Source organism: Phormidesmis priestleyi ULC007, from assembly GCF_003003695.1.
In the GTDB taxonomy this organism is placed as follows: Bacteria; Cyanobacteriota; Cyanobacteriia; order Leptolyngbyales; family Leptolyngbyaceae; genus Phormidesmis_A; species Phormidesmis_A priestleyi_A.
In genome coordinates, this window is sequence record NZ_PVWG01000003.1 from 175,323 (window position 1) to 186,231 (window position 10,909).

Annotated in this window: 11 protein-coding genes; 8 read left to right on the plus strand and 3 right to left on the minus strand. The window is 48.3% G+C overall.

The window, feature by feature from the left end:
- Positions 1-3: 3 nt before the first annotated feature.
- Positions 4-1,299 (minus strand): D-alanyl-D-alanine carboxypeptidase, encoded by a 1,296-nt coding sequence (locus tag C7B65_RS04800; RefSeq protein ID WP_073069900.1) that lies wholly within the window; start codon positions 1,297-1,299, stop codon positions 4-6.
- Between the two features lie 54 nt (positions 1,300-1,353).
- On the opposite strand from C7B65_RS04800, the gene C7B65_RS04805 reads away from it, so the two are divergent.
- Both C7B65_RS04805 and C7B65_RS04810 read left to right on the plus strand, forming a co-directional pair.
- Positions 1,354-2,013 (plus strand): cofactor assembly of complex C subunit B, encoded by a 660-nt coding sequence (locus C7B65_RS04805; RefSeq protein WP_073069901.1) that lies wholly within the window; start codon positions 1,354-1,356, stop codon positions 2,011-2,013.
- 56 nt (positions 2,014-2,069) lie between these two features.
- On the plus strand, positions 2,070-2,591 hold the full coding sequence (locus tag C7B65_RS04810; RefSeq protein ID WP_073069902.1) for a DUF456 domain-containing protein: 522 nt from the start codon (positions 2,070-2,072) through the stop codon (positions 2,589-2,591).
- Here the strand turns inward: C7B65_RS04810 and C7B65_RS04815 are convergent.
- Positions 2,588-3,559, minus strand: coding sequence for a type IV pilin-like G/H family protein (locus tag C7B65_RS04815; RefSeq protein WP_073069903.1), 972 nt, complete (start codon positions 3,557-3,559; stop codon positions 2,588-2,590). The genes C7B65_RS04810 and C7B65_RS04815 overlap by 4 nt on opposite strands.
- 381 nt (positions 3,560-3,940) lie before the next feature.
- Here C7B65_RS04815 and C7B65_RS04820 point away from each other — a divergent pair, with 381 nt between their 5' ends.
- The 4 genes from C7B65_RS04820 (at position 3,941) to C7B65_RS04835 (ending at position 7,894) form a co-directional block, all read left to right on the plus strand.
- Positions 3,941-4,891, plus strand: a complete 951-nt coding sequence (locus C7B65_RS04820; protein WP_073069904.1) for an Hpt domain-containing protein — start codon at positions 3,941-3,943, stop codon at positions 4,889-4,891.
- 58 nt (positions 4,892-4,949) lie between these two features.
- On the plus strand, positions 4,950-5,240 hold the full coding sequence (locus C7B65_RS04825; protein WP_073069905.1) for an NAD(P)-binding domain-containing protein: 291 nt from the start codon (positions 4,950-4,952) through the stop codon (positions 5,238-5,240).
- A 243-nt stretch (positions 5,241-5,483) separates the two neighbouring features.
- The gene (locus tag C7B65_RS04830) at positions 5,484-6,116 is read left to right on the plus strand and encodes an NAD(P)-dependent oxidoreductase (RefSeq protein WP_073069906.1); all 633 of its coding nucleotides are present in this window, start codon (positions 5,484-5,486) and stop codon (positions 6,114-6,116) included.
- 407 nt (positions 6,117-6,523) lie between these two features.
- Complete coding sequence (locus tag C7B65_RS04835; protein ID WP_083582740.1) at positions 6,524-7,894, plus strand: glycosyltransferase family 4 protein; 1,371 nt, start codon at positions 6,524-6,526, stop codon at positions 7,892-7,894.
- 342 nt (positions 7,895-8,236) lie between these two features.
- Here C7B65_RS04835 and C7B65_RS04840 read toward each other — a convergent pair whose 3' ends face one another.
- Complete coding sequence (locus C7B65_RS04840; protein ID WP_073069907.1) at positions 8,237-8,986, minus strand: DUF561 domain-containing protein; 750 nt, start codon at positions 8,984-8,986, stop codon at positions 8,237-8,239.
- A 178-nt stretch (positions 8,987-9,164) separates the two neighbouring features.
- On the opposite strand from C7B65_RS04840, the gene C7B65_RS04845 reads away from it, so the two are divergent.
- A complete protein-coding gene (locus tag C7B65_RS04845; protein WP_073069908.1) occupies positions 9,165-10,043 on the plus strand; it encodes a PhzF family phenazine biosynthesis protein in 879 nt (292 codons plus the stop codon).
- A gap of 12 nt (positions 10,044-10,055) precedes the next feature.
- Positions 10,056-10,898, plus strand: a complete 843-nt coding sequence (locus C7B65_RS04850) for a M28 family peptidase (RefSeq protein ID WP_219898355.1) — start codon at positions 10,056-10,058, stop codon at positions 10,896-10,898.
- Positions 10,899-10,909: the final 11 nt, after the last annotated feature.

The following is a 10,909-nucleotide window of genomic DNA, read 5'->3' on the forward strand; positions in this document are numbered from 1 at the left end:
CGTCTAGCCGCCATACACGATTTCATTTCGAGCCGATGCCCCTAGCGTGGCGCGTCTCATCCCCACCCAAGAGCTTGGCTCAATCATGGTCGGAGACGGCATAGGGCCCCACTGCTGCTGAAGCGATTTTAGAAAAACTTCCTGCTGCTTTCGCAAGTTGCTAATGTTGCTGCCCCGATTGATAATTGCAAACCAGACAAACCCGCGATCGCGCGTCGGCAACACTCCGGTTAAGGCGCTCACCTCGTTGAGTGTGCCTGTTTTGACCACCGCCGCACGCGGCAGATCTCGGTCTTCTAGCGTTCCTTCGTGATCCCAGCCTGAGACGGGAAACAGATCAGCGATCGTCAAGTTGCGCGGATGAATGTAATGGTCGATCGCGGCAAACATTGCACAGGCAGCACGAGGAGAAATTCGATTCTCGATGCTTAACCCTGACCCATTCACAAGCCGGATTTCGGATGGAGAAACTCCGGCGGCAGTAGCGGCTTTTTGAACGGTTGCCTGAACGCCACCTAAGTTGTCTGCCAACATCTGAGACATCTCATTTTGGCTGTGGACATTCATACGTTTGAGCAGGTCTGTCAACGGGAGAGACCGATGTCTCAACAGCAAAATTTGCTTGGGAAGTGCGCTCGTTGTAAGAACCTTGACTGCACCTTTGATCTCGATCGTGGGGCGAGGCGTATCTTTTGGCAACTGCTCATATTCTGCTTTTGCGTCTTCATCCCACGTTTTTGAGTTGAGCGCTTGTTTAAGTAGCGCTCCAGATTGGGTGCGATCGTCCTCAAAGTTCATCATAAAGTTGCCCACGATCAGCAGATTTCCGGTGATGCGCGAGATGCCAATCTGGTTGAGAGAATGACCCAGCGCGATCGCCTCTTCCCAATCAAATAGCGGATCGCCGCCGCCTTGAATCACTAAATCTCCCTGCAAGACTCCATTCTGAATGGGTCCTGTGGCAGCAATCAAGGTTTCAAACTGATGATCTGGGCCCCACGTTTCTAGCGCTGCTAATGTGGTCGCCACTTTTGTAAGCGAAGCGGCGGGGAGAGGAGTCGTTCCTTGATTGGTCGCTAACAATTTGGCACCTGATTGCAGCCAAACTCCTTGGGTTGTCTCACTCAATCCCTCACTGGCAAGCTGCTTAAGATAGTGCTTCATTGTGCGCTCTGCGCCGCGATCGGGCGTTTCTTGCAGGCTCGTTAGCTCGATCGCATCTAGAGAATCGAGCGAGTCTGGCACTCCTGCCACATTCAGCCAAAGCGACACCAATCCAGAGCCAAAAAGTTCTAGCAAGCCACGTCTCCTGTCAGAATAAATGAAGGGGATTGAGAAATTTGAGCGAGAAAAATGGCGAAACCTGATCAAAATCAAGTGCTGCGACAACTGCCGATCGTGGTTGGCACAATAGCAGGTATTCTACTGTTCGCCAATCGACTTTTAACACCGAGTTTGACCGATTCACAAGCTCGATCGGATGCGCTGGGGATCATTCTTAGCGCCTTGCTGATTTTGACTGGGTTACTTTGGCAACGAGTCCAACCGAGAACGCCAGAAAGCGTAGAGCTAGTTGGCGAACAAGGCTTTGAACTTTTGCCTGATCTGCCCGATGCGATCAAAACTGAGCTTGCTTGGGCATCACATTTACTCCTAACCAACACCGTTACGAAATCGATCGTCGTTTGGCACCGGGGCAAAATTCTGCTGCGGCGAGGTATTCTCAGTCCCAAAGTTGAAGTCAAACCCGGAGCTATCTTACAACGAGTTTTAGACAAACATAAGGCGGTCTATCTCGTCGCGCTCTCGATCTACCCAGGACGCTTTGAGTTTGATTATTTGCCAGAAAACACGCAAGGAGTGATCTGTCAGCCGATCGGGACTGAAGGCATTCTGATCTTAGGCGCTAATGCTCCGCGAAGTTACACCAGTCAAGATGAAAATTGGGTGGCTGCGATCGCAGAAAAGCTGGATAACACCCTCAGCCAATACCTTGAACCTGCCAAAGGTTAACTTTGCTGACTTAACTTCTACGCTAACGTAGTAACATCCTTTAGCTGACTTTTCCAATGACATCGACGATCGTTCTCTATTGGTTGTTGGTTGCCCTAATGGTCGTGGGCATCATCGGTGCAGTGGTTCCTGGCATCCCTGGAACTAGTTTGATTTTGATTGGGATCACCGCTTGGGGGCTGATTAGAGGATTTTCTAGCGTTGGAGTCGCTTTAGCGGTCGCGATCGTGGTTCTGATTAGCAGCATCGGCATCGATGTTTTGGCAAGCTATTGGGGAGCCAAGAAAGCAGGCGCTAGCAACTGGGGGCAAGGCGGCGCGATCGTCGGTCTATTTTTAGGAATCTTTGGGCTGTTACCTGCTCTGCCCTTCGGCGGGCCGCTGCTAGGCATCTTGATCGGGCCGCTGCTAGGCGCGATCGTGGGCGAGTTTATCTACTGCAAAGACATCAAAGTTGCTGCCAAAGCTGGAGTTGGAATCGTCGTCGGTTCGCTGATTGGCAATTTGATTCAGGGCGTATTGGCGATCGCGGTGGTTGCCATTTTTCTGTTCACCACGCTGCCAACGGTTCCGTCTTAGTTGACTTGAGACGATCGACTCGGACACCTCAATGTCTTTGAAACTAATGTCCTCGAAAATTCGGGAATGGGCAACGACTCGATCGAAGAGTTTTTTGCCTTGCAGACGATATCGTCAGTTTTTGAGTCAGTCACCACCACAGCGCCCACGTAGCTTTTTAAGCCCTTTGCTTTAGGAATGGCTGCGATCTCGGCGCGAGACTCATCGGCTACTCTTAACTTATAGGCATAGTCATAGCTTTGAGAAATTAAGTTAGTCGATCGCTCAAGCTCTTCTAAGCTGCTGGCAAAGCGCTGATTTTGGCGATAAAACTTTGCTTGAGCGACATTCATCGCCTTTAGATAACTTTCCGCTTTCTGCTGTTTTTCTTGAGGAGTTTGCTTTTTAATACTCTCATCCAAAAACACGCCTTCTGTCTCTGCCGCCGTTTGGTTTTCTGCCTGCGAAGTCGAAATAAAAGCAACGATCATTCCGCCTGACATAAAACCCACCACGATCGCAAGGACAAACAGAATTGAGTAAGCCCGAAAATAAGTTGGAATGGATGACCCACTTTCAGCCTGTTCTTCCTCAAATTCTGATTCGTCTAAACCACGATCGGGGTCAGCTAAGTCTAAAGAGTCATGACGATCTTCAGTAGGGCTGACTAAATCTACCGAAACTAGTTGAACGATCGGCTTTATCTCAAATTTTCTCACCCAGGAGAAAGAAGATTCCCCAGGTTTGCGCGAACAAATTTCAACCGTGTCGATTAACTCTATGTTTAGCTTGAGTAACCCTCTTTCAACAAATTTAACGAGGGTCTCTTGGCTCAACGTTTGGTTCGACTCCAGAAAAATGCACAAGCAGCGTGCTTTTAACTTCGCTTGAGCTTGAATCTCATGGGGGTTTAAAACTGCGTTTATCAAGACTGCGATCGCGGTTGGGCTGCCCTGTTTAGCGAGTTCTAGAAGGTGAGGCTGATCCATAGAAAGCAACTCTTGAGATGAGGAAAGGAATTAGTAGAGGGTTTATTCTAATCACCCACAGTCAGCGAAAAATCTAACTCTTATCGAAACACTTCAACTAGGTATTTCTTAATTCAGGAGTAATCAAGGTTCGATTAACGGATATTGATATATCTATTAAAACTTTTTATCTCGATTTATACCATCGCATTCTCTCAGATAGCCAAGACTTACGCATTTTGACCAAAACCTCCGAGGTTTGCATAAGTTCTCATCAAATTTAACCTTTATCAAGTTTTCACTTGAGAATCCGTGAGGCTGTAGATGTAGCTGGGAACACTCAGTATAGGGGCGCAGGGTTCCCCGCTTTTGATATTCACTCGTGACGAAGGGAGCAAGGCAGTGCAATCAGTCAAGCAGCAGCAAATTTTGGGCTATTTCATCGAAGAAGCCAAAGAACATCTCGATACGATCGAGCAAGGCTTGGTCAATTTAAAAGTCACCATGTCAAACTCAGAGCAAATCAACGAACTATTTCGGGCGGCTCACTCGATCAAAGGTGGAGCCGCGATGCTAGGGTTTGACAGCATTCACAAAACGGCTCATCACTTCGAGGATTGCTTTAAACACTTACAAGAACATCCGGTCAAAATTGACCAAAAATTAGAAAACCTTTTCCTCAAAGGATTTGACACCCTCAGAGAATTGATCGAAGCGCTGCAAAGTCCGTTTGGGCTGCGAGAAGAAGAGGCTCAACAGGCTGTAATTGCCTCGGAGCCAATCTTTACAGAACTAGAAATGTATCTTCGATCGCTGCTCAATCGCGAGGCAACTCCGGCATCACCCAGCAACAAAACCGGGTCAGCCACGAATGCGACGGCTCATATCAACACCATTCTCAAGGCGATGCTGCAACTGTTTAAGCAAGGAGACTCGATCAAAAGCCGTCAACAGATGGTTGCATTGTGCAATCGCTTAATTCAGGTAAGTGGCACTGCCAAGCCTTGGGTGACTGCACTGCAAACGGTGCAAAGAGCGATCGCTAACCCCAAAAATACTTACTCGACTTTGGCTCCGATCGTGATTCGAGATCTGAAGCAAGCCAGCGATTTGTTGCTAACTAGGCGAGTGGCTGAGATCGAAGTGAGTCAAAATCTTCTCAAACTGGTGATGCCTGTTCAAGCGGCTACACTCCCGGCTCAAGTGGCCCAACTTTCGGTACGTCAAGTTAGTCGGCATGAACAGATTTCTATTCCACGAGAACCGAGAGCGGCGGCCAGAGTCCTGTTAGAAACGTTCAACAAAAATGAATTGATTGAAATCGCTCAGTTCTTGATGAAGGCAATTCAATAAAGTCAAGAACCCCTGTGCCTTGTAGACTCTAGGAGTCTATCTATATAAAAGGTGAACCGTGAAGATTAGCGTTCTGGGGATCGGGCTGATGGGCTTGCCGATCGCCCAACGTTTGATTGATGCCCATCACTCTCTCACTGTCTACAATCGCACTGCCTCTAAGTTAGCTCCGCTGCAAACGGCTGGAGCTACGATCGCTCCCTCTGCTGCTGCCGCAATTGCTGCTTCAGAGTGCACTATCCTCATGCTCACGGATGCCGCTGCGATTCGTGAGCTTTTGCTTTCAGACTCGTCTCGATCGCAGTTAGCGGGGCGCACCGTGATTCAGTTGACATACTCACCGACCTAAAGGAACGGTGATTCTCTAAACCTCACGATTTAGATTTCTGTTTCGTTGCAACTGCCTCCACCTCGAAGGTTTTTTGGTCTTATGTTCGCTCCACAGACTTTAAGCATTGCCCTGCTTTCCCGGATGTCCCTCGGTATAGGGTGGAGCAAACTTGGTTATCGTTTGCTCCCGTAATATCGTATCTCGTTCAAATGTACTTGTAAAGCCGTGCTAGAAGCACGGGGTTTCAGACCCATTTTTTTGATGAGTACCATCGCCCCGACTGAAAGCCAAATGATTCGAGACGAAGTGGTTGCTGCCGGGGGCGACTATCTAGAAGCGCCTGTACTGGGCAGCATTCCAGAAGCGCGATCGGGGTCACTGATCGTGATGGTGGGCGCAGAGCCAGATCAGTTTGCTCAATGGTCAGCGCTGTTAGAAACTTTTGGATCAGAGCCAGTGCTTTTAGGATCGGTGGGTTCTGCGGCGGCAGTCAAATTGGCACTCAACCAACTCATCGGTTCATTAACCAGCGCGTTTGCCGTCAGTTTGGGTTTAGTCATGCGTCAAGGCGTAGACCCTGACTTGTTTATGGCGATTCTTCGTAAAAGTGCCCTCTATGCCCCCACGTTTGACAAGAAGCTGCAACGAATGCTCGATCGCGACTATCAGACTCCAAACTTTCCGACCAAGCATCTCAAAAAGGACATCGAGCTATTCATCTCAGCCGCCCAATCCTCCGGTCTTGAAATTGACGGTGTAGAAGGAGTGCGTCAAATTTTGATCAAAGCGATGGCGATGTCGTTTGCCGAGATGGATTACGCAGCGCTATTTTCGGCGATCTATAAAGCAGATACTGCCCAGATCGATCCACTTTCTGGTGAGGAAGAGAAATAGCGGCTCTCGATCGTCTTAAAATCCACTAAGTTCTTAACCCTCGGTTTTGCCCAAGAAAGCCTAGATTGACACGAACATTTTCCAGAGATGGGAGGTTAGGCGTGTAAAGAGTAAGCAAAGCAAAGCCCGCTTCAAGTATTTAAAGGGACTATAAAGGTTAGCCTCTTTTACATAGCGTTAATCAAGATCTAGTAAAAGGAGTAGATGTCTCATATCTCTGGTAACTGACTGCGTAGCGTGATTATTTTTACTTACTGGGCATGATAAGCACATCGCCACTTAGAAACAATTCTTTAAGAGATTTTAACAGCTCTCGTTGAGACGAAAATTTTAAGAGGCTGAGAGTCAAATTCTCAACACGAATGCAGTCAGTGAAACGCAACCATAATCGTCTGGGCCCATCAGCTATGCGTGTTTTGATCTATTCATACAATTACTACCCAGAGCCGATCGGCATCGCTCCGCTCATGACTGAGCTTGCAGAGGGGCTAGTAAAACGTGGGCATGAAGTGCGAGTGATTACGGCGATGCCCAATTATCCGCAGCGAGAGATCTACGAGCAATATCGCGGCAAGCTTTATGAGACTGAAGAAAGGAATGGAGTCACCATCCAGCGCAGCTATGTTTGCGTCAAACCGAAGCCAAGCCTGCTCGATCGGATTATTTTAGACAGCAGTTTTGTGCTTACCAGCTTTTTTCAAGCGCTTAGAGGTTGGCGACCCGATTTGATTTTCCTCACCGTTCCGCCGTTGCCAGTCTGTGCCCCGGCTGCGCTGTTAGGCTGGCTGCACAACTGCCCGATCGTGCTCAACGTGCAAGATATTTTGCCTGAAGCCGCCATTCACATGGGCTTGATCAAAAACAAACCATTGATTTGGCTGCTGGAGGCGATCGAGAAATTTGCTTACCGAACGGCTCACACCGTGAGCGTCATTGCCGAAGGATTTGTGGAGAATCTAGAAGGCAAAGGCGTTCCCTCTCAGAAGATCACCTGCATTCCCAACTGGGTAGACACCAACTTCATTTGTCCCCTGCCTAAAGATGACAATGCGTTCCGACGTGCCCACAATCTTGAGGGCAAATTTGTCGTCCTTTATTCGGGCAATATTGCCTTGACTCAAGGTTTAGAAACCGTTGTGGAAGCTGCTGCTCAGTTGCGTGACGTTTCAGACATTGTGTTTGTCATCGTCGGCGAATCGAAGGCAGTTGAAACGCTGAAACATCACTGCCAGACTTGCGGAGCTGACAATGTGATCTTGCTGCCATTTCAACCACGAGAGCAATTGCCCGAAATGTTGGCAGCAGCCGACGTGGGGCTGATTGTGCAAAAGCATAATGTCGTGTCTTTTAACATGCCATCTAAAACACAAGTTTTGCTGGCGAGTGGTCGCCCGGTGATTGCTTCGGTGCCGCATTCTGGCAGCGCTGCGAAGGCGATCGAGAAAAGCCGAGGTGGAGTCGTGGTTGAGCCAGAAAATCCGATGGCGTTAGCCATGCAGATTTTAGAGTTTCACAAAAACCCTGAACAGGCAGAGCGGTTGGGCAAGCAAGGGCGGCAATATGCGTTAGAGCGTTACTCGTTTGAACAAGCGCTAAACCAGTATGAGGCTCTCTTTTATCAAGTGAAAGAGGGTTCTAGGTCTGTTGATTCTTTCAGCGCCAAAGTGACTGAATTTGCCAGCGCATCAATCCTTCTATATGGGCAACCACGCGGCACCCAGAATTTAGCAAGAATTAAAGAAAAACCACGACGGCAAACTGAAACTAAAAGGACGTAGAGACATTCTATGGCAGTCCTATTTCAGTTGTAAAAGTGGGATGGGCATCTTGCCCGTGGCTGGAAACCCATCCCATAATTCACTTAGGATCGTGGATTAAATAACCTGTAAAAGTCCTCTGATTTGTCATCGCCGAGACTTTTGCCCCCTAAATCCCCCACGAGTGAGGGACTTTGAAACCGGAGTCTTAGCTCAAAGTCCCCCAGAATGGGGGATTTAGGGGGCTGAAGCCGACCCAAACGCAGCGACAAAGATTGGTGTACACCGTAGCTCCTTAGGGAGATGGCGAGAAGTTACACCTTAATAAATCCACGTTCCTTAGGATTGCTATAGGGGACGTTCCTATACGCTAACCTTGGCGCGGTTCACTGTTGCCAGCGCTTCAACCAAGCTGCGAACGGCGGCAACCATTGCAACTTCACTATTGAGTTGGTTAATGGCAGACCCGACACCGATGCCAGAAGCGCCTGCCGCGATCGCCAACGGAGCCGTCACACTCGACAACCCAGACGCACACAAAACTGGGATTTCGATCGCACGAGCAATTTCATAAGCCGCCGCAAGAGTCGGAGCGGCTTTTTCGATTAAACCCAGGCTGCCAGAATGAGCCGGGGCGCTGCTGGTGCCGCCTTCGGTTTGAATGATGTCGGCTCCGGCTTTGACCAAGGTTTCTGCCAGGTGAACTTGCTGATCGAGGGGCAAAATGTGAGGAACCGTGACGGACAGGGTAATGGTCGGCAATAGAGCACGAGTCGCATGAGTGAGTGCCAAGACTTCGACTGCCTCAAATCGACGACCTTGAGCATAGAAGCTATCAAAGTTACCAATTTCAATCAAGTCTGCCCCGGCATTGACCGCCGCGACCAACAACTCAGGATCGACCGCAGAAACGCAGACTGGAAGGCGGGTAAGTTGTTTTGCCATTCGTACTAAGTTGGGGTCAGCCGCGATATCGACAAAGGTTGCACCGCCCCGATCGGCTGCCTTAACCACCGCAGCGACTCGCTCGGCATTAAAGTTATTCAAGCCACTAATGATTTTTAGAGTGTGGGCACGATCGAGGGCATTCTGTAAAGCTGGATGAATCGTCATGATGCTTTTCAACTAACGAAAAGAGTAACGTCTATTTTGCCACTGTCTGTTGAGAGATGCTAGGGAAGAAAGGGGACTGTAATACTAATTTGATTGCGATCGTTCAAGCGATCGCAATTGTTTTTGAAATTGGTATAACGGTTTCAGTTTATGTTAGGTCAACCGTGAGGCAGAAAAAATGCAGTTTTATATTGTCGATGTGTTTGCGGAGGAGAAATATGCAGGCAATCAGCTTGCGGTGTTTCGCGGAGTGGAGAATCTCTCTACTGAGCAGATGCAGCGAATTGCCAAAGAGATGAACTATTCTGAAACCACGTTCGTTGTGTCTGAAATCATTGAGAGTGGCGGCTATTTTGTTCGGATCTTTACCCCTCAGCAAGAGTTGCCGTTTGCCGGACATCCGACGTTAGGAACGGCATTTATTTTGCAACAAGAAGTGATTCGGCAACCCATAGAAACGGTAATGCTGAATCTCAAAGTGGGACAGATTCCGGTGACGTTGAGTTATCAAGATCAAAAGATTGATCTGCTCTGGATGCGTCAAAATCAGCCAACTTTTGGACAACAATTTGATAGAGAGACGATCGCGCCAATTCTAAATCTCAAGGCTGATGAATTCGACGATCGCTATCCCATTCAAGAAGTTTCAACGGGCTTACCGTTTATCATTGTGCCGTTGAAAAAGCAACGATCACTCCAACACGCCAAAATTAGCCGAGAGAAACTATTTGAACTGATTAAAACCACGGAAGCTCAAGCCATTTTGGTTTTCTGTCCCGAAACCTATCATTCTGAAAATCAACTCTGTGTGCGCGTGTTTGTCGATGGGTTAGGCATTCCAGAAGACCCAGCGACAGGAAGCGCCAACGGTTGTCTCGCTGGATATCTGGCTCAATATCACTATTTTGGCGATTCCTCAGTCGATGTGCGCGTTGAGCAAGGCTATGAAATGGGCAGACCGTCGCTGCTGTTGCTAAAGGCGCAGAAAACAGGTGACAAAATCGAAGTCTCGGTCGGCGGTCATGTGGTGATGGTGGCAAAAGGCGAATTTGTTTAGAAGGATTAAAGAATGCTGGCGTTAAAAGAACGGTTACGATCGCACCTTCAAGAAATCATTCGCGAACGGGATGCTTATTTAGCCACTGAGGGACACTTTTATGTACAGCAATATATTCGTCAGGAGTTTAGCCAGTGGGGAATTGCTGAGAGTCATGAATTTCTAGTCGGGGCAAAAACTCACTCAAATTGGGTGCTGAATTTACCTGCACAAGATCAAGTAAATCGATCTGAAATTTTGATCGGTGCCCATTATGATACGGTGCCAGGTTCGCCCGGTGCCGACGATAATGCGACGGGGATTTCGGTGCTGCTAGAGATGGCAAGAGCTTTTCACGCCGAACCTGCTCGACATCCGATCCGATTAGTAGCGTTTGACTTTGAGGAGACTTCTTACGATCGTGCTGGCAGCACTCACTACGCCCACTCTCTCAAAGAGCAGCCGTTGCGTTTGATGATTTCTTTAGAGATGTTGGGCTATTGTGTGTCTGATCCCAATTCGCAAAATTACCCGATCGGACTAAAGTATTTTTATCCCAATCAGGGCGATTTTATTGGATTAATTGGCAATCTAAAATCGATTCCAGATCTGATTCATTTACGACGCAATATCCGTCAAGCAGGCGTTGGTTGCGAATGGCTTCCGGTGCCTAACAAAGGAAAGATTTTGCCATTAACTCGACGCAGTGATCACGCGCCTTTTTGGGATCGTGGCGATCGGGCCTTAATGATCACCGACACCGCAGATCTTCGCAATCCAAACTATCACAAAGCCAGCGATCGTTTAGAAACCCTCGATCTAGATTTTCTAACCGGAATCTGTCATGGACTAATTACCGGAATTCGCTCTTTATAATCAGATTTTTA

Bases quoted from the DNA above. Each gene is read 5' to 3' on its own strand.
- C7B65_RS04845 (WP_073069908.1), top strand. From the start codon at position 9,165: ATGCAGTTTTATATTGTCGATGTGTTTGCGGAGGAGAAATATGCAGGC.
- C7B65_RS04810 (WP_073069902.1), top strand. From the start codon at position 2,070: ATGACATCGACGATCGTTCTCTATTGGTTGTTGGTTGCCCTAATGGTC.
- C7B65_RS04835 (WP_083582740.1), top strand. From the start codon at position 6,524: ATGCGTGTTTTGATCTATTCATACAATTACTACCCAGAGCCGATCGGC.
- C7B65_RS04830 (WP_073069906.1), top strand. From the start codon at position 5,484: ATGAGTACCATCGCCCCGACTGAAAGCCAAATGATTCGAGACGAAGTG.
- C7B65_RS04805 (WP_073069901.1), top strand. From the start codon at position 1,354: ATGGCGAAACCTGATCAAAATCAAGTGCTGCGACAACTGCCGATCGTG.
- C7B65_RS04850 (WP_219898355.1), top strand. From the start codon at position 10,056: ATGCTGGCGTTAAAAGAACGGTTACGATCGCACCTTCAAGAAATCATT.
- C7B65_RS04840 (WP_073069907.1), bottom strand. From the start codon at position 8,986: ATGACGATTCATCCAGCTTTACAGAATGCCCTCGATCGTGCCCACACT.
- C7B65_RS04815 (WP_073069903.1), bottom strand. From the start codon at position 3,559: ATGGATCAGCCTCACCTTCTAGAACTCGCTAAACAGGGCAGCCCAACC.